Source organism: Nocardia sp. NPDC056000 (genome assembly GCF_042269265.1).
Taxonomy (GTDB): Bacteria; Actinomycetota; Actinomycetes; order Mycobacteriales; family Mycobacteriaceae; genus Nocardia.
Genome location: NZ_JBHJXS010000004.1, coordinates 160,453 through 181,662, shown reverse-complemented (window position 1 = coordinate 181,662; position 21,210 = coordinate 160,453). Strand labels below are relative to the sequence as shown.

Annotated in this window: 26 protein-coding genes; 9 read left to right on the top strand and 17 right to left on the bottom strand. The window is 64.6% G+C overall.

Annotated features, from left to right (window positions below; genetic code table 11):
• Window positions 1-85: 85 nt before the first annotated feature.
• From ACFC4D_RS12945 to ACFC4D_RS12930, 4 genes are all read right to left on the bottom strand, one after another.
• Window positions 86-310, bottom strand: coding sequence for a hypothetical protein (locus tag ACFC4D_RS12945; RefSeq protein ID WP_376062906.1), 225 nt, complete (start codon window positions 308-310; stop codon window positions 86-88).
• A 39-nt stretch (window positions 311-349) separates the two neighbouring features.
• Window positions 350-1,123 (bottom strand): MerR family transcriptional regulator, encoded by a 774-nt coding sequence (locus ACFC4D_RS12940; protein WP_376062905.1) that lies wholly within the window; start codon window positions 1,121-1,123, stop codon window positions 350-352.
• 83 nt (window positions 1,124-1,206) lie between these two features.
• Window positions 1,207-1,413 carry a helix-turn-helix domain-containing protein gene (locus ACFC4D_RS12935; RefSeq protein ID WP_376062904.1) on the bottom strand — a complete coding sequence of 69 codons (207 nt, stop codon included), beginning with the start codon at window positions 1,411-1,413 and terminating at the stop codon, window positions 1,207-1,209.
• Between the two features lie 9 nt (window positions 1,414-1,422).
• A complete protein-coding gene (locus ACFC4D_RS12930) occupies window positions 1,423-1,902 on the bottom strand; it encodes a DUF2975 domain-containing protein (protein WP_376062903.1) in 480 nt (159 codons plus the stop codon).
• A 199-nt stretch (window positions 1,903-2,101) separates the two neighbouring features.
• Between ACFC4D_RS12930 and ACFC4D_RS12925 the strand changes: the two genes are divergently transcribed.
• Both ACFC4D_RS12925 and ACFC4D_RS12920 read left to right on the top strand, forming a co-directional pair.
• The gene (locus ACFC4D_RS12925) at window positions 2,102-2,695 is read left to right on the top strand and encodes a DUF1120 domain-containing protein (protein WP_376062902.1); all 594 of its coding nucleotides are present in this window, start codon (window positions 2,102-2,104) and stop codon (window positions 2,693-2,695) included.
• A 111-nt stretch (window positions 2,696-2,806) separates the two neighbouring features.
• On the top strand, window positions 2,807-3,109 hold the full coding sequence (locus ACFC4D_RS12920) for a hypothetical protein (protein WP_376062901.1): 303 nt from the start codon (window positions 2,807-2,809) through the stop codon (window positions 3,107-3,109).
• Window positions 3,110-3,307: 198 nt separating this feature from the next.
• Here ACFC4D_RS12920 and ACFC4D_RS12915 read toward each other — a convergent pair whose 3' ends face one another.
• The 4 genes from ACFC4D_RS12915 to ACFC4D_RS12900 all read right to left on the bottom strand — a co-directional run bounded on the left by ACFC4D_RS12915 (window position 3,308) and on the right by ACFC4D_RS12900 (window position 7,371).
• Window positions 3,308-3,742 carry a hypothetical protein gene (locus tag ACFC4D_RS12915; protein WP_376062900.1) on the bottom strand — a complete coding sequence of 145 codons (435 nt, stop codon included), beginning with the start codon at window positions 3,740-3,742 and terminating at the stop codon, window positions 3,308-3,310.
• A gap of 195 nt (window positions 3,743-3,937) precedes the next feature.
• Window positions 3,938-4,468, bottom strand: a complete 531-nt coding sequence (locus tag ACFC4D_RS12910) for a DinB family protein (RefSeq protein ID WP_376062899.1) — start codon at window positions 4,466-4,468, stop codon at window positions 3,938-3,940.
• 907 nt (window positions 4,469-5,375) lie between these two features.
• Window positions 5,376-6,563 (bottom strand): MFS transporter, encoded by a 1,188-nt coding sequence (locus tag ACFC4D_RS12905; protein ID WP_376062898.1) that lies wholly within the window; start codon window positions 6,561-6,563, stop codon window positions 5,376-5,378.
• A 37-nt stretch (window positions 6,564-6,600) separates the two neighbouring features.
• On the bottom strand, window positions 6,601-7,371 hold the full coding sequence (locus ACFC4D_RS12900; protein WP_376062897.1) for an SDR family oxidoreductase: 771 nt from the start codon (window positions 7,369-7,371) through the stop codon (window positions 6,601-6,603).
• Between the two features lie 129 nt (window positions 7,372-7,500).
• On the opposite strand from ACFC4D_RS12900, the gene ACFC4D_RS12895 reads away from it, so the two are divergent.
• The gene (locus tag ACFC4D_RS12895; RefSeq protein ID WP_376062896.1) at window positions 7,501-8,415 is read left to right on the top strand and encodes a LysR substrate-binding domain-containing protein; all 915 of its coding nucleotides are present in this window, start codon (window positions 7,501-7,503) and stop codon (window positions 8,413-8,415) included.
• A 100-nt stretch (window positions 8,416-8,515) separates the two neighbouring features.
• Here ACFC4D_RS12895 and ACFC4D_RS12890 read toward each other — a convergent pair whose 3' ends face one another.
• Complete coding sequence (locus ACFC4D_RS12890; RefSeq protein ID WP_376062895.1) at window positions 8,516-9,553, bottom strand: epoxide hydrolase family protein; 1,038 nt, start codon at window positions 9,551-9,553, stop codon at window positions 8,516-8,518.
• A 38-nt stretch (window positions 9,554-9,591) separates the two neighbouring features.
• Here ACFC4D_RS12890 and ACFC4D_RS12885 point away from each other — a divergent pair, with 38 nt between their 5' ends.
• Complete coding sequence (locus ACFC4D_RS12885) at window positions 9,592-10,152, top strand: TetR/AcrR family transcriptional regulator (protein ID WP_376062894.1); 561 nt, start codon at window positions 9,592-9,594, stop codon at window positions 10,150-10,152.
• 11 nt (window positions 10,153-10,163) lie between these two features.
• On the opposite strand, the gene ACFC4D_RS12880 is transcribed toward ACFC4D_RS12885, so the two are convergent.
• The 3 genes from ACFC4D_RS12880 to ACFC4D_RS12870 all read right to left on the bottom strand — a co-directional run bounded on the left by ACFC4D_RS12880 (window position 10,164) and on the right by ACFC4D_RS12870 (window position 13,227).
• Complete coding sequence (locus ACFC4D_RS12880; protein WP_376062893.1) at window positions 10,164-11,009, bottom strand: class I SAM-dependent methyltransferase; 846 nt, start codon at window positions 11,007-11,009, stop codon at window positions 10,164-10,166.
• A gap of 449 nt (window positions 11,010-11,458) precedes the next feature.
• Window positions 11,459-13,009, bottom strand: a complete 1,551-nt coding sequence (locus ACFC4D_RS12875) for a carboxylesterase/lipase family protein (RefSeq protein WP_376062892.1) — start codon at window positions 13,007-13,009, stop codon at window positions 11,459-11,461.
• Complete coding sequence (locus ACFC4D_RS12870) at window positions 13,006-13,227, bottom strand: hypothetical protein (protein WP_376062891.1); 222 nt, start codon at window positions 13,225-13,227, stop codon at window positions 13,006-13,008. Before ACFC4D_RS12870 ends, ACFC4D_RS12875 begins: the two co-directional genes overlap by 4 nt.
• 113 nt (window positions 13,228-13,340) lie before the next feature.
• Here ACFC4D_RS12870 and ACFC4D_RS12865 point away from each other — a divergent pair, with 113 nt between their 5' ends.
• Complete coding sequence (locus tag ACFC4D_RS12865; RefSeq protein ID WP_376062890.1) at window positions 13,341-13,970, top strand: TetR/AcrR family transcriptional regulator; 630 nt, start codon at window positions 13,341-13,343, stop codon at window positions 13,968-13,970.
• 109 nt (window positions 13,971-14,079) lie between these two features.
• Here the strand turns inward: ACFC4D_RS12865 and ACFC4D_RS12860 are convergent, their stop codons facing one another.
• On the bottom strand, window positions 14,080-14,547 hold the full coding sequence (locus ACFC4D_RS12860; protein ID WP_376062889.1) for a carboxymuconolactone decarboxylase family protein: 468 nt from the start codon (window positions 14,545-14,547) through the stop codon (window positions 14,080-14,082).
• 173 nt (window positions 14,548-14,720) lie between these two features.
• Here ACFC4D_RS12860 and ACFC4D_RS12855 point away from each other — a divergent pair, with 173 nt between their 5' ends.
• Window positions 14,721-15,611, top strand: a complete 891-nt coding sequence (locus tag ACFC4D_RS12855) for an RNA polymerase sigma-70 factor (protein WP_376062888.1) — start codon at window positions 14,721-14,723, stop codon at window positions 15,609-15,611.
• 127 nt (window positions 15,612-15,738) lie between these two features.
• Here the strand turns inward: ACFC4D_RS12855 and ACFC4D_RS12850 are convergent, their stop codons facing one another.
• Window positions 15,739-16,497, bottom strand: a complete 759-nt coding sequence (locus ACFC4D_RS12850; protein ID WP_376062887.1) for an SDR family NAD(P)-dependent oxidoreductase — start codon at window positions 16,495-16,497, stop codon at window positions 15,739-15,741.
• 143 nt (window positions 16,498-16,640) lie between these two features.
• Between ACFC4D_RS12850 and ACFC4D_RS12845 the strand changes: the two genes are divergently transcribed.
• The 3 genes from ACFC4D_RS12845 to ACFC4D_RS12835 all read left to right on the top strand — a co-directional run bounded on the left by ACFC4D_RS12845 (window position 16,641) and on the right by ACFC4D_RS12835 (window position 17,825).
• A complete protein-coding gene (locus tag ACFC4D_RS12845; protein ID WP_376062886.1) occupies window positions 16,641-17,273 on the top strand; it encodes a TetR/AcrR family transcriptional regulator in 633 nt (210 codons plus the stop codon).
• Window positions 17,274-17,334: 61 nt separating this feature from the next.
• Window positions 17,335-17,529 carry a hypothetical protein gene (locus tag ACFC4D_RS12840; RefSeq protein WP_376062885.1) on the top strand — a complete coding sequence of 65 codons (195 nt, stop codon included), beginning with the start codon at window positions 17,335-17,337 and terminating at the stop codon, window positions 17,527-17,529.
• Window positions 17,511-17,825 (top strand): hypothetical protein, encoded by a 315-nt coding sequence (locus ACFC4D_RS12835; RefSeq protein ID WP_376062884.1) that lies wholly within the window; start codon window positions 17,511-17,513, stop codon window positions 17,823-17,825. Before ACFC4D_RS12840 ends, ACFC4D_RS12835 begins: the two co-directional genes overlap by 19 nt.
• A 597-nt stretch (window positions 17,826-18,422) precedes the next feature.
• Here ACFC4D_RS12835 and ACFC4D_RS12830 read toward each other — a convergent pair.
• From ACFC4D_RS12830 to ACFC4D_RS12820, 3 genes are all read right to left on the bottom strand, one after another.
• Window positions 18,423-18,863: a hypothetical protein gene (locus ACFC4D_RS12830; protein WP_376062883.1), complete on the bottom strand. Its 441-nt coding sequence runs from the start codon at window positions 18,861-18,863 to the stop codon at window positions 18,423-18,425.
• 115 nt (window positions 18,864-18,978) lie between these two features.
• Entirely contained in the window at window positions 18,979-19,752 is a 774-nt protein-coding gene (locus ACFC4D_RS12825) for an IclR family transcriptional regulator (RefSeq protein WP_376062882.1), read from the bottom strand.
• Between the two features lie 1,249 nt (window positions 19,753-21,001).
• Entirely contained in the window at window positions 21,002-21,142 is a 141-nt protein-coding gene (locus ACFC4D_RS12820) for a hypothetical protein (protein ID WP_376062881.1), read from the bottom strand.
• Window positions 21,143-21,210: the final 68 nt, after the last annotated feature.

Here is a 21,210-nt window from a genome sequence, read left to right as displayed (position 1 = left end):
GTACTCCAGTGCCGATTCATGAAGGGACACAACCAGTTTGCGCCGGTATCCGAACCGATACAGGCACTTTGACCGGTACGTCTTTTCACGGATTGCTGTTCTCGGCGCTGGTTCGCCCGCGTCGAGTGGGCGGTGTCCGGCGTAACCGAAAATAGGTGAAGATGCCCATAATCACGGCGGCGAGTGCCAGCGCCGACACCACACCGGCGGGTTCGGTTCCCGCGGCGACCAGCAGACAGCAGATGAGGACACCCAGTCCCATCGGCACCATCGAAGCGACGGCGACGGACAGGCGTGCTCGGCGGTTCATGGAGTTACTCCTTTGCGCAGCACATGATTTCGGTGGCGGTTATTCACGGGTGGGGTCATGGCGCGCGTGGTCGAGATAGTCCGCCAGTGCTCGCCACTCATCGGCGGGCGCGGCGGGATCACCGGACATGGCAGCCGGGTTGTCACGCCAGGCATTACGAACTCCCTCCGAAACCCCGGCGTCCCCACCGGTGAACAGCGCGCTCAACTCGTCCATGCGGTGCGCCAGGCGTCGAACGCGGTCGTCAGCGGGATCCACCCCTTCCCGCCGCAGCCGATCAGCCCTGCGATAGAGCTCGGGCCATTCGATCTCCAACAGATAGTGTTTCGCGGGGCCGAGCGCCGTCGACCGAGCATCGAGTCGTCGGATCTGATCGGTATCGAGATGCCGGTTCAGTACCTGCTCGCTCGCCGGGCTCGCACCGCCGAGCGCACCAAGCGCCTGCAGCAGTGTCTCGGGTGTCGCACCCTGATCGGTCGCCAATTCGGCAGCGAGCCGCACCAGTTTCCGCCGCACTGCATCCAGTGCCGCGAGGGACGCCTCGACACCACGCAGATGGTCATCGACGACCCGGGCCGCATCGACGCCCGCATCGAGGCAGACAACGATCGACTCCAGGCTCAAGCCCAAACTACGCAGCGCCAAGACCTGATACAGACGGACAAGGTCCTCGCCGGTGTACTCCCGGTATCCGCCAGGGGTCCGCCGAGACGGACTCAAGACACCGATCGCGTCCCAATGATGCAACGTCCGCACCGTCACACCACTGGCCTCGGCAAGCGGTCCGACTGTCCAGCCTCCGGAAGTAGTCACTTCCTCACCATGCACCCTCACGCCACGTCAGGGTCAAGCAGCGCAAGCCGAGCGGTGTTCAACCCGCTGACCCTTCGAAGGGATCAGTTCTGCTTGTATTCCAGGATGTCGCCCGGCTGACACTCCAGCGCTTCGCAGATCGCGTCCAATGTGGAGAACCGAATAGCCCGCGCCTTACCGTTTTTCAGCACGGACACGTTGGCCATCGTGATTCCGACTCTCTCGGCGAGTTCGGTGACGGTCATCTTTCGCTTCGCGAGCATGACGTCGATGTTGACTACGATTGCCATATCGTCTCGTCACACCGTCAGATCGTTCTCGGTTTGCAGGTCCACGCCGTGCTGCACGATCCGCGTGAACAGGGCCGCGCCCGCAGCGATCACCGATGCAATGAACATGATCAGCAGACCGATCGCGACGCCTCCCGCTCGATCGTCGGAGCCGTTGGAAGCGACAAGATAGATTTCGAATCCCACCGCACATCCGATGACGGCGATCGCGCAACGGCGAATGGCCCGTAGGGATTTCACCGCCGCGTGCGCGAAAACGCGATTCCTCCCGGCGTATCCGGTGAACTTCGCCGTGTGATAGAGCGCAACGAAGACCGGAATGGATGCGATATACGCGCACACCAGGAACGGATCGTGGAAGTAGATCTCGGTGAGCGTGGCGTGCGCATTCCTACCCTCGAGATGAGGTTCTCCGAGCAGGATCGCGAGGGCCGCGAGCCCAACCAGGGCGATGACTACCTGCAGAAAAACCGCTGAGCCTCGGTTCACGCACCCAACGTACGATCACGGCATATCGTTTGTCAATACTAATATATTGTTAATCGATATCTCCTTCGCGCTGCGAACCAGCCTTGACTCCGCAGCCCGCACGATGCCGGGGAATCTGACCGGCAGTAACTGATCCCGACGCTGAACACGTAATACGTTGCTACTGTTGACCTTCGGCCAATCGAAGGAGTGCCGTCTCATGGCAACGGTCACCATCAGTCTCCTGCCGGCAAGCCGGACAAGGTCCGTCGACCTAACAGTCACCGGCTTGATCACGCCGAGCGCCTGCACTCCCAGCCTGTCCAGCGGCGGAGTGGTCGAATTCGGAAAGGTCTCCGCCGAGGATCTGAACTCCGAACGAGAGACGAACCTCGGCACGCAGACAATGTCGCTCTCGATCACCTGCGACGCCCCGAATCTCTATGCGCTGCAAGCCCTCGACCAACGAGCCAGTTCGGCCACACGGGCCGATGCCTTCGGTTTGGGACGAACCGAGGACGCACGGTCGTGGGGCTGGTACGCCATCGCCCTGCGCAACCCCATCGCCGACGGCGTGCCGGTACAACCGATCGGCTCCACCGATGAGGGTGCCACCTGGCACCCCAATGACCTCTGGATGCCCGGTATCCAGATCGCGTTCGCCTCCATGACAGAGGTCAACCAGCCACTGCGAGTCCGGAAATTGACCCTGGACCTTGATGTGAGCGCCTCCCTTCCCCCGACCACGGGCCTGACCCTGACCGACGAAATCGCCATCGACGGCTCCGCCACCCTGACGCTGGTTTACCTGTAGTCCGTCCGCCAGCAGCATTAGTCGAGGAAGGTGTGGCGTCGAGTTCGTTATACCGTTCCTGCAGTGCTTTCGAGTGCTGCCGCCTTGCCTGCCCTGGAGAATGGATCTGTCGTGCCCACTGTTCAACCCAGCAAGCCGGCGGTGCACGACGACGATCCTTTGGTGCCCATCCCGATTCCCGCGCTCATGACCCTGCTGATTCGCCGGGAAGACGACAAGGGACAGGCTTTGACAGAGGACGAGGTCCTCGAGGTACGCGATCACGCCCACTGCATGATGCTGCCACTGTCGGCACAGCAAGCGGTGGATCAGTCACGTGGATACCGCGACATCGACCCCGACAATGTCTGGCAGGAATGGTGCGCGTACAAATCCGGCCAAGACCCCTTCGCCCTCGCCGATGATCACCTCTGATCGCGCCCAACCAGCACCCTCGACGGACCTCCAGAGAATGTTCCCGAATGCGTTTGCTGCAGCGGATTCTGTTTCGGTGCCCGACAGCAGTTGGGGCTGTTCACGGGTTGGACCTATTGGCTATTGATCTCGCCCACGATGACGTCACCGGGCTCAAAGTCTGACTTCTGCAGATCTCGAACGGACTTGTAGGCGGCATTATCGTGCGCCTCGCGGCGGGAATCGTGCGATGTAGGCACAGGCTCGCGGTCGGGGATCCCGAGGGAATTCCGCTGGGCTTCGACTCCAGTGACGAGCGCAGAACTCGTCGAGATCCATGGAGATCGGGTGCGGGTGATAGTCGGCGTCGGGCTCGGCCGCGCGGCTCGCCTCGAGTAGTTCGGCCATCGGTGTCCATCCGCTGTGGTCGAACGCCCAGGTGCCGTCTGTGGCGAAGACGTGACTCGGATCGGCGGCGGTGCCTGGCCACAGCCCGACGACGGTGAAACCCTCGTGATGCTGCTCGACGAACACGTAGGCCAGGATGTGGCAGGCGCCGGCAGCGAAGAACCATTGGTCGTATCGATGCCAAGCAAGGTCCTGATCGAAGCGCTCCAGCGGTGTTCGTCGTAGCTGCGAGCATGGGATGTACATGAAGTCAGCGTGACCGGGCCTGGCCCGATTTGCCGTCGAATCGACAGCGTCCGAAGAACTTTCGCTGCCGTCCGTCCTGTTCGAGGTGGTTTGCCGCCCTCGAGTTCGATCGCGCCCTGGGCCCATCCTGATCGGCTCGGCTGTCCACACCCAGCGAACAGTTCCAGCGCCGACCAGCGCAGACTCGGGTTTCGATCAGGCCGCGAGACCGGCCACCCGCTGGATTCGAAGTTGGCCGAGTTCGGCGGCGTTCTTCATCAGCTCAGCATTGGCCCACGCGATCGTATGGATAGCGGACTTCGCTGGGTCGTCTTGCCACGGAAAGCCGATCGGGGTTTCGAGGTCGGCTTCGGTGCAGCCGTCGAGGATCTCGAGCCATTGCAGTCGCAGCTCACGCAACCACTCGGCGACGGCGGGGCCGGGCCCCGGCCACCGAACGTCATCGCGGTCGCGCGGACTGCGGTGTCGTAGATGGTCGATGGTGACACTCCACCACCAACCGATATGCCAGCTGATCCAGCCGATGGTCGGCACCGGAATCGGGTCCGGTTCGGAATCTGCCCAATCCGGCACCCAGTGGCCGTGTTCGTCCTGCCGAAGCGTCCACACCACCTGCGCCGGCTCCCACAGGAAGTCGTCGGTCACAAGCCGTTCGAGGTGGTAGTCCAGCAGGCCCCAGACGATATCGAATTGCAGGCGCAGCACAGCAGAGCGCGAGGTATCCATACGTCGCACACTGCCTGACGGACATGTGCGTCAACAACTTGATTTCGCGGTCCCACGTTCAGGCGGGACATAAGCTTTCGCTCGGGAAGCGGGCCTGGAAAGACGCTTTGGCAAGCGCGTCCTCGAGTACGCCGAAGCTGGGTTTGTAGTGTCGGAATCCGGCCATGGAGACACAGACCGTGCCGAACGTGACAACCCTCAGCCGTAGCCTGATCCGGGCTGGGACTTGAAAGTGTTTAGTGAGCGTGGAGCAGTACGAGATTCAATTGTTTCTCACCCTGGCGGACGATCAGCGACATAAAGGTAGCCGAGCGCGGGTTCACCACCGCGTTCCTCAGCGCCGATCCGCAGGCCAGTGAATACGACGCCGAACGCCGAACCGCCGAAACGGGATTCACCGAGATCTGTTCCGAACCCCAGGCAGCTGTCGAGACATCCTCTGAACAGGGTGCTGGTGAGGGCAACGGCCCCAATCCGGTAATGGATGGTTCGCGGTGATCACCGAGACGGACGTGAGACTGAGAGGTCGGTACTACCGCGAACGTCCACCTTTGGTGCTCTCTCATGAGGACGCGTTGGCGATACTCGGCCAGTACTGGGATTGCTGTCGGCTCTCGGGCGGGCGTGCGAGGTTGTGTCAGGGAGTCGAGCGGCTCACGACGTCGATCCCTTGACCTGAGTGTCTGGTCAAGGGATCGACGTCGTGAGCGGTCAGGGCTCGAATCACCACTTGCCGAGAAGGATTCGGCGTCTTCATGGTTGGTTTCGAGTCAGGAGCGGCGGGGCGAGGGCGGGCGTTGCGGGGCGGTGCAAGGGGTGGTTCGCCAGCTGGGGCGGCGCTGGAATGGTGGCGGAGGCGGCGTGGTGGGACGGGTATCAGCGGGCATGGGCTTACTCCTTCGAATGCTCAGTTGGCGCTGGGGCGAGTGGTCAGGACTGCGGCGGTGGCCAGCAGGCTCAGAACCGCTGCGAACCAGAGGACGGTGGTGAGCGGGAAGGTGTTGGTGAGGAGGCCGCCGAAGAGCGCGCCCAGGGCGATGGCGAGGTTGAAGACGGCCGTGTTGAGGGCGGTGGCGGGTTCGGCGGAGTCGGGGGCCGCGCGCAGGATCCAGGTTTGGACACCGACTGGGATGCCGCCGAAAGACAACCCCCACAAGATCATCAGGACAGTGCCTGCGACGGGGCCGGTGCCTACGAGAGCGATCAGGACGAGGACTGTGGCCAGGGCGACGCTGATCGCGATGATGGTGGCGCGGACGTTGCGCCCGGTGGCCGCGCCGGTGACGAAGTTGCCGATGATGCCCGCTACACCGAAGGCCAGCAGAACTGGGCCGAGGAGAGCCTTGTCGATTCCCATGTGCTGCTCGACGATCGGGGCGGCGAAGGTGAAGGCGGCGAAGTGACCGCTGACCAGAAGGAATGTGATGAGGACGCCGGTGCGGACCACGGGGTTGCGGAATTGATCGGCGAGGGTGCGCAGATGGATGGCGGTGTCGGCGGGCAGCGGCGGCAGGAGCCAGAGCAGGGCGGCGACCACCAGCAGGCCGAGACCGCCGAGCAGGCCGAAAGCGATACGCCAGTCGGTGAGTTCGCCGATCAGAGTGCCCGCGGGGATGCCCAGGACATTGGCCGCGGTGGCGCCGCCGAAGGCGATCGCGGTGGCCTTGGGAACGTATTCACCGGGCACCATGCGGACGGCGATCCCGGCTGCCAGCGACCAGAATCCGCCGATGGCAATGCCGATCAGCAGGCGGGAGATCAGCAGTACCGCGAAGTTCGGAGCGAAGGCCGACAGCAGGTTCGCGCCGACCATGAGGGAGATGAGACCGATCAGGACGTGTCGGCGGTCGAGACGTCCGATGGCGACCGGCAGGATCGGCGCGGTAGCGGAGGCGACCAGGCCGGGCACCGTAACCATAAGGCCCGCAGTACCTTCGGAGATATCGAGGGCACTGCTGACCGAGGTGAGCAGCCCGACGGGCAGTTGTTCGGAGGTGACGACGGCGAAGGTGCCGACGGCTACGGCTCCGACACCGAGCCAGCGGGTGAGCGATACCCGCTCATCGATGCCCGAGGGGGTAGTGGTGGTGGTCATGGTTGTGCTCCTTGATGGTGAGATATTGCTGTCGCGCTCAGGCGATTCCGCCGTCGACGCGAATGACCTGCCCCGAGATCCAGGTGGCGGCCTCGCTGGTCAGCCATGAGACGACCGAGGCGACATCCTCCGGTTGGCCGAGACGACTGCGCGCCGACGACGGAAACGGGATGTCCGCAGCGGAGTAGATGGAATCCGAAACAGGCCCGGGGGCAACGGAATTGACGGTGATATCGCGACCCGAGAGTTCTCGCGCGGTCGCCGACACGAGGTGCTCCACCGCGGACTTGGCCGCCGCGGACATTCCCGACGCGTGTGTGCCGGTGTCGACGAGCGCACCGGTGATGACGACATAGCGGCCGTTGTCCGCGAGATGGTGCGTCGCGGCCCGCAAGGTATTGAAGGCGCTGCGCGTGTTGTAGTCGATCAGCAGATCGAAGTCCGCGTCGGTGTGCTCGGCCAGCGGCTTGTGCACGACCGCCCCGACCGCGTGTACCACGATGTCGAGTCGGCCGTGGCGGGCGGCCAAACCTTGGAAAAGACGTGTGACATCACAGGATTGGATGGCGTCGGACCGGATCGCCTCAGCCCGTACCCCATAGCCTTCCAGCGTGGACAGGGTCCGGGCGGCGGCGTGCTCGCCGTGGGCGTAGCTGATCACGGTGGTCGCGCCACGAGCGGCGAGCACCTCGGCGCAGGCGGCGCCCTGATCGTGGCTGCCACCCACCACCAGCGCGACCTTGCCGATGAGATCCTTTGTGCCGGTGTGCCTTTGCTGCCGCGCCAGGGTGGTCGTAATGGGTCGCACCGGAGTTCCTTTCGTAATGGTCGGTGTGTTGCCACAAGCCTGCTGGGTCCGCGAGGAAAGCGGAAACAAAAGAACTCGGTACCCGCCACCGAGGAAGCCGGTAGCCGAGCGAACGATAGGGTGGCTGCTGTGATCGACCTGGATATCCGTCAGCTGCAGTCATTTCTGGCCGTCGCGGCCGAACTCAATATCACGCGTGCGTCCGCGCGCCTGCACCTGAGCCAGCAGACCGTCTCCACCCAGATTCAGCAGCTCGAACGGGCGATCGGCGTGACATTGCTGGTCCGGACCTCGCGGGGAGTCCTGCTCACGCCCGCCGGTGAGGAACTCGCGCGCGGCGGCAATGCCGTCGTAGCCGAGCTGGGCGATCTCACCGACCGAGTCCGCGCCGCCGACCGCGGCCGCCTCGGCCGACTGCGCCTGGCCTGCTGCCCGTACGCCACAGCGCTGTTCGCCACCGAGGTCGCCGATGCCATGGAGGCCGCGGTCCCCGGACTCGAGGTCGAATTGACCACTGTGCACACCCCACCGGAGGAACGCGCGCTGCTGCTGTCCGGGGAGGTCGACGCCGCATTCATGTGGCTTCCACTTGGCGACGACCGATTTCAGCACGCGACGGTCCGCACCGACCCGCGCATGGTCGCCTTGTCACCGAAACACCCACTGGCCCAGCGAGAATCGGTGACACTCGCCGAACTGGCCGATGAGCCGGTGCTGCGCCCGGACATCTACCTGTCCGAACAGAACCTCTGCCACTGGCTCGCCGACCCGCGCCCGGACGGCACCTCTGCCCTACGCGGCTCGGTCGTCGACAAGGTCGAGGACGCCCTGATGATGGTCGCGCGCGGCAAGGGCGTCTGGCTCGCCCCCGAACCGTTGACCCGCTGGATCCCCGGCACCACCGTGGTGTGGCGCCCGGTGCTCGACGCACCCGCGTCCGACCTCGCCATCGTCTGGACCGACAGCGCCCCACCGCATCTCATCGCCCGCATGATCGCCGAGGTCCGCACGATCATCGGAAGCACGCACGCCGCCCTCGTCTGATTCCGGATCAGCGAACCGCGGGGAGCGCCGCAGCCGGGTCGCGAACGAATTCCTCGATACTTCGGGAATTCGTTCGACGCCAATGCGTTTCGGCGGAGTGTCACGCGTTCAGCTGGACCGCTCGGCGTAGGTCGGCCGCATATGCCTCGGGCTGTTCCCACGCTGCGAAGTGGCCGCCGGCGGCGTGTTCCACGTAGGCGCGGATGTCGAGGAACACCTCGGCGTAGCTTCGGGGCTCGGGTTTGATGTCGCGCGGGAAGATGGAAAGTACTGTCGGCGTGTGGATTCGGGCGGGGAGAGTAGCCGGTTCGACGTAGGTGGCGAATGAGGTGCCGATCGTGCCGGTGGCCCAGTAGGCGGTGACCCAGGTGAGCAGGTCGTCATCGGTGAAAGCCGAAGCGTCGGACCAGGATTCCAATTTCTCGATGATCCAGGCCGCGAGACCAGCGGGTGAGTCGCCGAGCGCGACGGCGAGAGTGTTCGGCCGCGTCGACTGTTCGGCGATGTATCCACCCTCGGTTCGGAACCAGTGCGCGGCCCGGTCGAGGTAAGCGGCCGCGTCGGGCGCGAGCGTCGCACGATCCGCGGTGAGCGCGCGTAGTGGCGCCACGTTCGTCAGGTGCAGGGCGGCGACACGGTCCGGGTGTTGTGCCGCAAGAATTTCCGCGACGGTGCCGCCTACGTCGCCGCCGGACACCGTGTAGCGGGCATAACCGAGTGCAGCCAATGCGTCCGCGACGATCTCGGCGATCCGGTTGACCGACATGCCAGAGCCTTCGAGCGGGGCCGCGAACGGGAAGCCCGGCAGCGCGGGAACCACCACGTTCATGTCCGCGAGCAACGGCAGGACACGCTCGAACCGCAGCACCGAGTCGGGCCAGCCGTGCAGTAGTACGACGACCGGGGCATCAGGTGACACGGACCGGTGGATCACCCGGAGCTCGCTATCGCCCGCTTGCACTGTTACCCAAGGCAACTCGGCGATGCGGCGCTCGTGTACGCCCCAGTCGTATCCGTTTGCCCAGCGTTCGAGCAGCGCGTCCAGGCGAGTTCCGGTGATGCCCCGCGTCTCGTCGGCGCTCCACGGTGTCGTGACACGTCGCGCCCGCTCGAGTCGTTTCCGTAGATCATCGATCATGTGTATCAGCGTACACAACAATGTGTATGCTCGTACACATGACTCTGCGCAACGCGGCCGCCACCAAGCAGCGCATCCTCGAGCATGCGCAACGCCAGTTCGCGCAGAACGGATACGCGGCGACCACGGTCAAAGGCGTTGCCGATGCGGCCGGTGTGTCGCCCAACCTCATCACCCGCTACTTCGGCGGCAAGGAGGGCGTCTTCTTGGCGGCGACTCGGGTGGAGATACCGGTCTCCAATTCCTTCGACGGTGACCGTTCCGAGCTGGGTTCGCGCCTCGCGGCGAGCATCGTCGAGCGCTGGTTCGGTGTGCCGGAAGAGGATCCGCTGCTCGTGCTGCAACGCGCGTCCGGCGAACGCCCGGAAGCGGCGGAGGCGCTCGCGGTGTTCCTCGATACCAACTCACTGCAGCCGCTGTATCAATATCTGCGCGAGAGCGGCCTGGACGATGTCGACGCCCATGCGCGAGCCGCGGCGATCGACGCCTTCGTGCTGGGTGTTTCGACTCGTCGACGGGTGCTGCGTTCAGAACTCGGTGACGCTGCTGAATTGCGGACTTGGCTGAGCGCCACCATCCAGCGTCTCGCCGACGGGTGATCGGAACCGTCTCAGATGACCCGTGCGGCCACCAGGGTTTCGAAGGTATAGGGCCGCAGGCCATCGGTGCGTCCGGCGAAGTACCGCTGCTCGAGGTCTGCACGGGTGGGATGGTCCATGACCTTCAGCCCGCATCGGCTGATCAGTCGCTCAATCACCGATACCGGCCAGCCGGGCTGAAGCGGCTCGCCGACAGAAGCCGCGATCGGCGTGTAGATACGAGCGAATTCGGTCCCCACGTCATCGAGCGCAGAGTCCTCGGGACGGTAGGAGAACACCACCTCGGACCCGGGTGCAGCCGCCGCGATCGTGCGCAACCCCGACTCGATCGCCTGTGCGGTCAGATAGGGAGCGACGCCCGTCCAGCAGAACATGGTCGGCTGCGCCCAGTCGAACCCGGCCGGGCCCAGCGCATCCTCGACAGGCCCGGCCTCGAAATCAACCGGCACGAATATTTGCGAATCACTCTGCAGCAGGCCGAGTTCGGTGACTCGCTCGAGCTTCCATGCCTGGGAGGCAGGGTGATCGACCTCGAACACCGTCAGCGGGCCGAGCAGATCCGGCCGCCGCCACGCGAACGAGTCAAGCCCCGCACCGAGAATCACGTACTGCGTGAAGGCACCGGCAGCCAACCGGTCCTCGGCGTACCGGCTACGAGTGCAGACAGCCGCGCGGGATTCGCGAACGACCTGCCGAGGGAACATCGGATCGAACCGGTCTCGTAGCTGCTGCCACACCGGGCCGACGAGCACCAGGGCCAGCACATCGTCCAGTACCCACGGCGACGCGTTCTCCAGGCGGAACAATCCACGCGAGACGGCCGCGAACATCGCCGTCCTGCTCGGTGCGCTTTCCATGCATTCCTCCCCGGCGGCCGATCACGCTCGTTCACTCCCCGCTCTTCACAGGATGCGCCTGAAGTGCCATGACGGCCATAGCCACATCGCCCTCGCCGCCGCGATCTGCGCGTCGGTTCGGGATACTCCAGACGCCATCCACGCCAGCATCACAACCGCCTGCACGCCACCACGCCCGGGCGCCACCGGAACCCCGGGGCCTCTGAACCGGTGCGACAACGAACTCGTGTTGCGTCGCAGTAGAACCGACGCCGACGACTACCTTGCGCGAATCCCACCGCCGGTGAGCATCCGCCACTCGGCAGAAGAGTGCACCGAGAAGCGCTGACAGCCAACCGGTTTGGACGACCAACCAACGCTCGGGTCGCGGCATTATCGCTCACTGAATCTGACTGAAGTCAGCATGGCCCGGAAGCGACTCAGTATGTTGAGGCGGTCACGAGCAGCATCTATGCGTCCCAGAGGTCGCAGTGGTGTGTGGTCCGCATGTTGAAGGGCGCGATTGCGTCGGGGGTGAGCGAGAGGGCGAGATCTGAAGCGTCGAGTCGGGGCCAACTGGGCGCGGAGTTGCCGTTCGGGTTGCCGGTTCGGATGAATCGGGTCCAGTAGCCGATGAGTTGTTCGGCCAGGGGGCGCTGTGCGGTGGTGAGTGGGGGGCCGTCGGGGAAGTCGAACAGGAAGTACGTCTCCGATCCGTGGACGGTCGCGGGGTGCAGGAGTGCGGGCACCGGGTTTCCGCCAGGGGTCGGGGCGGTGGGGTCGGTGAAGGTGTAGGCGTAGGTGGGAGCCTGTTGGGCGTGGTCACGGCCGGATCTCCAGGAAGCGCAGATCCAATCGCGGTCGCTGAACACCCGGCTTGCCGCGGCGGTCGGCGAGGTGAACGCGTGTACGGGGTATCGGCGTTCGACGAGATCGGCCGCGTCGCCGAACGCGGTTCTCAGAATGGCCGAGTACCGCTCGGCGGTGATCGGTTCGGGATAGGCCGCCACAGTGAACTCGGCATGTTCGTCTAGCGTATTGCCTTGCAACAGTGCGATGTCGGATTGCTCCCCGGCGGCGAAAGCGCTGCCGGGTTCCACTGGGACGAGCGGCGTTCCGTACGCGACGAGCGGAAACATGGCGGTGTAGGCAAGCAGCGTCTCGGCGGGGAACGCGCGCAGGCAAGCGAGGTCTTCGCAGGAGAACTGCTCGGCCAATGCTCGGCCGGCACCTTGAATGGTGGCGAGCGGCTGCCAGGTCGAGATCGCGCCGACTCCTTCTCCCAGAGCCCCGGCGGGGTGGTTGGTTCGGCATGATCCGCTTTGAATGATCGCGCGATGGAACAGGTTTCGTGCTTGCGGTGCTGCCATGAGGGTGCAGGCGCTCATTGCGCCGGCGGAGGCTCCGGCCAGGGTGACCTGGGTCGGGTCTCCGCCGAAGTGAGCGATATTGGCTCGAACCCAGCGCAGCGCCGCCACTTGATCTTGGAGGCCGAAGTTGCTGTCGCCAAGTTCTGGGTGGGCGAAGAAGCCGTACACACCCAGCCGATAGTTGACGGTGACCACCACGATGTCGCCGGACTGCGCCAGACGCGTCGGATCGTAGATCGATCCGGCGCCGGTGATGAAGCCACCGCCCGGAAGCCACACCATGACCGGACGATTCTTGCCGGATCGCGCAGGCACGGTCACATCGAGGGTCAAACAGTCTTCGCTGCGCGGTACACCGGATGGCATATCGGGCGCTTCTGGTTGCATGCAGGCCGGCCCGGAGTTCGTCGCGTCGCGCACACCGTTCCAGTCGGGCACAGGTTGCGGTGCAGCCCAACGTTTCTCGTTGATCGGCGCGGCCGCGTATGGGATGCCCCGGAAGTGCTGCACACGATCACCGCCGGTACCGCGGACCGTCCCGGACTCGGTGGCGACGACAATATCGACGTGCGGCTCACTCGGCGAGGCACACGCGATCAGACCAAGCAGCCCAACGAGAATGCCTGCAGCCAGGGCTTGACGACGGCTCACTTGGCACGCCCGGTTCGCTTGGCTCCGCGACTACCCCAGCCGGCCAGGCCCGCACCTGCGGCACCGATTACGACGTAGCAGGTCAGCAGGACCGGAAACCCGCCCGGGAGCTCGCCGAGCAACCCACCGTTCTCATGGTCGGCGGTCAGCCGGATGGCACTCTGCACGCCGAGCACCAGCAGGATCATTCCCAGGACCAGGGTGATTGTGTGACGCACTACTGCCTTCTCCTATCGCTCCGGGGAGCACTTCTCCGTTGTGGTTCGATCGCACCATAACAGGTTGTTGATACGATCGCACCACAAGTTGTCCTGGCAGAAGGAGAAGGCCCATGCCCCGGCAGGTCGACCACGACTTGCGCCGGCACCAGATCGCAGAAGCGGTGTGGCGGCTGGCCGGACGCGGCGGGCTGGAACAAGTAACCCTGCGACTGGTCGCCGCAGAGGCCGGAGTCTCGGCACGACTCCTGCAGTACTACTTCGGCACCCGCGATCAGCTGCTGCTCGGCGCGTTGGAAATCCTCAACAACGAGGCCGAACAGCAAGCCAAAGAACGCATGGCAACCCTCGGCGAGTCCCCCGGCATGCGCGCGATCGTCCGCGGAGTCCTGCATGAAATGCTGCCGCTCGACGAGGAACGCCGTAACCGCCACATCGTGTACGCGGCGTATTTCATCCGCTTTCTCACCGAGCCCGCCCTCACCTCGGTGGCCCGGAATGCGCCGCACGCACTGGCTAACCTGGTTGCCGACCTGATCGCTGAAGGGCAGAGGCTCGGCCAGGTCCGAAACGACGCCGACCCGAGCGACGAAGCGATGTTCCTCTTGGCCGGCACGGAAGGTTTGCAGACTCGGATGCTACTCGAGCAGCTGTCCGCAGATCGTGCTGTCGCGCTGATCGATAGGCAATTGGACCGCATCTTCATCAGCGACCCTCGAGCCGAGGCAGATCCCAGTCGCTGACCGGGCGGACCCGGGACACCAGGTAGTCGAGCACCCGATGATGACCGCCTGAACGCGCAGGCATTCAGAGTGCTCGTCGCGGTCTCGACTACCTCGCTGAGGTGCTGGCTCAGGCAGCGGGCTCGTAGGAACCGCCCCGTTGTCGCACGATGACGCCGAGCCGGTTGGCCGCGTTGATCTGGGCGACCAGCGCGACCAGGGCCGCGGTCTGGTCGTCGTCGTAGTGCTTGCGGATTTGGGTCCAGGTCTCGTCGGAGACGCCGGGGTGCGCGTCGGCGATGCGGGTTCCCTCCTCGGCCAGTGCGAGTGCGGCGCGCTCGGCGTCGGTGTAGACCGTCGCCTCGCGCCAGGTGGCGAGCAGATTGACGCGCACCGCGGGTTCTCCGGCGTGTGCGAGATCCTTGCTGTGCACGTCGGTGCAGTACGCGCAGCCGTTGATTTGGCTCACGCGCAGCATCACCAGATCCTGTGTGGCCTTGGGCAGTTCGGACTGGATGATCACCATGCTGGCGTTGCCGAATCGCTTCGCGAACTTGGCGCCGAGATCGTTGATGAACAGGTTGAAACGGGGTTCCATGACATCGTCCTTCGAATCGTGTTGTTGTGCTTGACGACCATGAGATGCCGACGGTCCGAGCCCTGTGACAGGGCTGGGCTGTGACCCATCCCACTACGCAGGACTGTCACAAAACGGGCGGCGCCGGCATCTCATGTGCGCGAGAGACGAGATCGAACGGACGGAAAGTACTGATGAGCCAGCCTGGCAACGCCGCCACAGAAACGTTTGTGGCGCACCGGAATCTGCTGTTCACCATCGCCTACGAGATGCTCGGCTCGGCCGCCGACGCCGAGGATGTGCTGCAGGAAACCTGGATGAAGTGGGTCGGCGTCGACCTGTCCACCGTGCAGGACCGGCGCGCCTATCTGGTGCGCATCACCACCCGCCAGTCGCTCATGCGCCTGCGCACTCTCGGCCGCCGCAAGGCGTCCTACGTCGGTCCTTGGCTACCCGAACCGCTGCTCACCGCACCGGATGTGGCCGAGGACGTGGAGCTCGCCGACAGTGTGTCGATGGCCATGCTCCTGGTTCTGGAAACCCTCGCCCCGACCGAACGGGCTGTGTTCGTGCTGCGCGAGGTTTTCGACCTCGACTACGACGAAATCGCCGATGCCGTGGACAAAACCCCGGCCGCCGTTCGTCAAATCGCCCACCGCGCAAGGGGACACGTCGCCGCCCGTCGGCCCCGCGGCAGCGTATCCCCGACGGACGCGCGTGATGCCGTCGAGGCTTTCCATCGCGCCATCGAAACCGGCGACGTGCAAGGGCTTCTCGACAGGCTTGCCCCGGACGTCGTCTTCCTCGGAGACGGCGGAGGTATCAAACAGGCTGCGCTGCAACCAATTACGGGCGCCGACGCGGTCGCCGCTCTACTGGCAGCCTCGCTCCCCCGAATCGGCCGCGAAATGTCGGCCGAACCCGCCGCCATCAACGGCTTCCCAGCCCTGGTCCTGCGGCTCGACGGCGAGATCGACACCGTGATCGCCGTGCACGTCGACAACGGACTCATCACCGGTCTCTACTCCGTCCGCAACCCGGAGAAGCTGTCGCGCATTGCCCAGGAGACCATCCTGCACCGCTAGTGCGATGTCCACGAACCCACCTTGCAAACGGAGGCCAAGACACCTTCAACTCGGCGGTTCTATGTTCGATCGGCCCCAGATAGCCACGGCCAGTTGAGTTTTCGTCGCCTCGCGCCAGCCGAGTCGGTCAGAGCAGAGCGCCGCCGGAGACCTCGATGCGTTGGGCGGTCATCCAGCGCAGACCCTGCGACGCCAGCGTCGCGATGGCGTCGCCGATCTCCTCGGGTTCGCCGACGCGGCCGAGCGCCGTCTGCCCGGCGAGGCCCTGGCGCATCTGGGCGTCATCGCGCATCGCACCGCCGTTGAAGTCGGTGGCGGTCGGCCCCGGGGCAATGGAGTTGACCCGGATGCCACGGGGGCCGAGTTCTGCTGCCAGAGTGCGGCTCAGGGCCTCGACCGCAGCCTTGGAAGCCGAGTAGACCGAGGTCGCGGGACTGGTGTGGCGGGTCAACGATGACGAGACGTTGATGATGCGGGCATCCTGCGCCAGCAACGGCACAAGCGCCTGAATAAGGAAGAAGGTGCCGCGCACATTCGTGCCGAACACCGTGTCGAAGTCGTCGACCGTGACAGCTTCCAGCGGGCCGAAGACACCGACCCCCGCATTGTTGACCACGATATCGAGCCGCGAAGCCTCCCAGCGCTCGAGCAGTCCGTTCAGCTCGGACGTGAAGGCCCCGAAAGAGGAGACGTCGCTGATGTCGAGACGCACCACGGCGGCACTCCCGCCCGCAGCGTGCACTTGCCGCGCCGTCTCCTCGGTCCCGTCCGCATCACCGCGATGGGTCACAACGACCCGCACCCCGCGCGCTGCCAGGGCGAGGGCCGTGCTCCGACCCAGGCCACGATTCGCACCGGTCACCAAGGCAATCCTGTCGACTGTCATCAGCTGCTCCTCATCGCACGGCACCAACGAGTCGGTGGCCGCAACCAGATGCGAGTCGATCGACTCGCCATCCCGTCGCACTGTAGGCACGCCGCAGGAGGCGAGTCAAGTGACTCGCCTCGGAGCTAGGGCATACTGCACGCATGGCAGCAGAGCTCTCCCCCCATCACCGCCGCCTCGCCCAGCAAAAGCGGGAGGCGATCATCTCCGCAGCCACGGACCTGTTCCTGAACCACGGTTACGACGGCACGTCCCTAGCCCGCATTGCCGAAGGGGCGGCAGTATCGAAGTCCACCTTGTTCAAGCAGTTCCCCACCAAGGCAGCACTTTTCGAGGCCATCGTCACCGAGTCCTGGCAGCGCGACGCCGAAGGCACTGTCGCACAACCTCAGACCGGAGACCTGCGCTCGGGCCTGACCTCCATCGGCCACCGCTACGCCGACCTGATGAGCAGGCCCGGCATGACAGCCCTGTTCCGCATCGTCATCGCCGAACTACCCCGCTTCCCCGAACTGGGACGAATGCAGTTCCAGCTCGGCAAACTGCCCTACTTCACCTCGGTCCAGCACTACCTCGAGTCCGAGCACGAGGCCGGCAACGCCGACGTCCCGGACGCCGAGAGTGCCGCCAACCAATTCCTCGGGATGATCGCCAACTACGTCCTGTGGCCCCGCATGCTGCTGACCGACTGGAACCCCGCACCCTCGGACATCCGCTACTCCGTCGAGCAGGCCGTCGAAACCATGCTCGCCCGCTACGCCAGCAATCGGAGATAGAGGCGTCGCATTGGAGCGCGCACAACTAGTGCCGACGGTCACACCAGCGACCAAACTCGTGATGACCGGCATCGACGACTGTAGAGAAGTCCTACTCTTCTGTTGTCGAACCGGCAGCGGGCGGCCGATCATCGTCACCCTACGACCAGACGACGAGGACGACGACACCGCCATCGTCGACTACCTGATTCGCAGCGTCTATGACATGCGGACCTACGAACTGGGACTCTTCACCGAATGGGAGAACAACCGATGAGCGAAAACCGTATCGACGCAATCACTTTCGACTTCGCGGACACACTTCCGACCGAGAACTTCCCCGGACCGAACGATGTTCCGGCCGAAGGGATCATGGTCAAGCGGTCAGTCAAGTGGACCACCGCCACCGACGACGCGCTCAAGGCCGCCGCCGAGCGTAAAGGCATGTCCGTCTCCGAACTGGTCCACCAATTCATCGATGTGGGACTGGCGGTCGAGAATCCCGGCCTGGTCGTCAACCTCGCCGACGTTTGGCGTGTGCTGGCAACCGTTGCACACCCACCAGCCGCTTAAGAGGGTGCCGCCGTCCGCGACAGCGCTGTTCGGCCTGCTGCGGAACACCGCACCGGCCTCGCCCGCGCTGTAGACCGACTGACTACGAGCGCGCGGCCCCACCCATGCGAGAAGCCGTTAGGCTGCGGTCGCGACAGCGCACCCCGCCATGATCGCCGGAATCGGCCCCGCAAGGACGAACACGCCAGGGTTTTCGACACTCGACGGTTGATTCCCCGCCCCGTCGCAGTGACTGAAAGCGTCAGAACCCCAGTGGGCACTTCACAGGTAGGGGCCGTCATGGCTGACCTATGTAGCGGTGGTTGCCGCTGTCGTGGTGACAGCCGGGCATAACTTTTCGAAGGTACGGTCTGGCGCCGATACTGCCAGAATCCGCAGAGGACACGGTAGCAATTCAGTGCGTTCGGACCGGCCGAGATTGCCTCGGCGCGTTGATCTTCGGTCCCGCCGCGTGCCACGCGGCAAGAGGGTGCGTTCCGTCAGTACCTCGGAATCGGCGGAGGCCGCTGCAGGATCAAATGACAGTGTCACCTACCCCTGCCGAGTGGCCCCGCATCAGGGAAAATTGATGCGGGGCTTATGTTTTCGGTCAGTAGGTCAGGAGACGCTCCAGTTGGCGTAGCGGCTCCACCATTCGGCGGAGCGGTTCGACTCCTCCTGGGAGGTGTTGCCGCGCAGGTAGCCGTCGTCGAAGTAGGTTCCCTGGTAGATGCCGACTTTGCTGTCCCTGATCCATTCGATCCTGAAGGTGATCGTCCGCCCGTTGATCACTCCCTCCTTGACCCGTCCGGAAGAGTTGATGGTGTATGCCAATCCGGTGAATTTGGTCGCGGTGGCGGAATCGTCTATCGAGACGTGGAATCCGAGGGGGCTGTCATTGGTGCCGGATGCGCGCTGATAGATGTCGAACTCGTGCTGCAACTCGATCGTGCCGGGTGGGAGCGCCGGGGCGGTGATCGTGCCGGAGACGGTGAAGGCGGCGGTGGCGCCGAGTACGAAGAGTCCTGCGCACAGCGTTCGTTTCAACTGGGAGAACATGGAGGCTCCTGTATCAGGTGGTACGGCACGAGCTTTCGTGCTGTGACCTAATTCAGGATGTGTTCCCCCGATGTTTTGTTCGGAGTGTTCGCGCAGGTCGTCGGGAGCGCCCATATCACTCAGTGATACGGGGCGCGATCGCGGTGCGGGCGAGGGAACGCAGATCGCGGCCTATGGCATCGGCGGCGGCGATCAGGGCACGCTGGGTGGAGCGCTGGGCGGCGGCCGAGCTCCGGCCGGTGATGCCGATGACTCCGAGCGGCCAGTCCTCGGCGTCGAGAATGGCGGCCGCCACACAACTCCAGCCGGGGGTCACCTGTTCGCGTTCGTAGGCCAGCCCGGTCGCGCGCGCCTGCTCGAGCAGCAGCCCGAGCTCGCGGGGAGAGGTCGCCGAATGCTTGGTCAGCGGAGCACATCCCGTATGGGTGATCCGCTCGCTGAGTTCAGCGTCGTAGGCCGTCTGCAGCCTTCCGGCGGCGGTGAGCGCGATGCTGGACCCGAGCCGGGCATTCGACGGCCAGTTCTGGTTCCGCACCGCCTCGCGGTACTCGTGCCCGAAAACCAGCTGCCGAAAGACCATTTCACCGTCGAAGAACTCCCCGCACCAGCTGACCTCCCCGTGCGCACGCAGCGAGAGCTCCCTCAGATGAGGCGGCGCGACAACAGACAGCCCCTCCTCGTTCACCGCCCGGAATCCGTAGTAGGCCAGCCGCGCGCCGAGCCGATAGCCATCGGAGACAAGTTCCAGAACCTCGTGGCGCACAAGATCATTGGCGATCCTGCGTACCGTCGCCTTGGGCAATCCGGTACCCCGAGTGAGCTCCGCGAGCGACATCGGCCCGGACGCGGCCGCCACCGCATCGGTAATCGCGACGACACGACCGACCATCGTGTGATCATCGGACATACACGACCACCCGGCTTCCCCGACAACAAGGCGACCGGCCCAGTGTGCGAGCACAGCCCTACGCTGTCAACGGATTTCGCCGGTCACCTGCCTGCCAACCATTTCGGACATCCGACCAACCTGCGGGTCGCGGCAAAGTAGTGCGCTTCGGCGGCGGGGTCATTCCGAATCGGAGTACTCCAAGTCCGGATGGCCCCACCAGATTCTCACCTGCGCATCGGGTGCCACGGCGGCAACACAACGGCGCAACGATTCCTCGAACCCTCGTGCCACCGACCCCAGCTGCTGACGTACAACGAACCCTCGCTCTTGCATTCGACTGACCAATGTTGGTTCTGCTCTACGGTGTTCAGCATGACGTCTCGATCCATATGCTCACTGGTGAGTACTTCCAGGACCGCGTCGAACACCGATTGAGCTTGGTCGTCTCCCGTAAGCCCCAGCAACTACATCACCGCGGGAAAGGATCATGCAGTCGTCGGCGGTCCGGTTCGATCACCGTTCACGGTCGGAGGTCCATACCTGCAGACACCACCACAGCGCGCCGGCCACCGCGGTCGAAGCGCCTGCCAGCAGGATCCAGAGCGCTGGGCCCCAAGACAATTCGCGTAAGCGAAAGCTGCCCCAGGGGAATGTCAGGAAGCAGTGCCACCGCCGTCGCTGTTAGCACCGCCGCGATCAATGCCTCGGCGACAGCGAAACCCAGCACCACAGCCACTCCCGCTCGAGTGCCGTTCAGAGAAGCCACCCAAACGACCACGAGCGCAAGCACAATCGCGCCCCAGAGAATCACTGCGGGCCCGGGCGCTCCGAAGTCTGCGGCCGTGGACAGCGAGTACGTTTCGCGTGGCCGCGCGCACCGATCCGGGCGAGTGGCACGTAGTAGGCGACCGAGATCGCCACCGCGCCACTGAGAATCAGGCCCAATGCAGCGAATTGAGCACCGAGACCAGAGGAGACCGCGGGTGAGGGAACGTCGGTAGGCCGATCAGTCGACACAATCAATAGCCTGCCACGCCAGTGAGCCGGGCCCACCGCACAATTGGGACTGCGGCCACCCCTTGGTCGCACTCGGTGAACCAGGGCACGGTTGTTCGTGGGGCTGGGCTCGCTCGTTCGTCGAAATCCGGGTCTGCCGCCGTCACCCCATTCACGGGACGCTGACAATGGCAATACAGTTGCGCCTGATGCTATTTCGGCCATCTGACCGGACCGAAGGGCACGTCGAATCTCAGCCCGCGCCAACGCCGAGTTCAATATCCGGTTGATCTCGGCAAATCTCGACCGCGAAGATGACTTGATGCAGGGCATACGCTTCGTGCGGCGGGTGGACCAGTTGACCTACGAGTTCATCCACGACGGCGACGCTCACGGGTTCCCATCGTTCAAGCGAGTCGACTTGGACATACGGTGTCTCCGCCTGCCTGACTTCGGATGGGT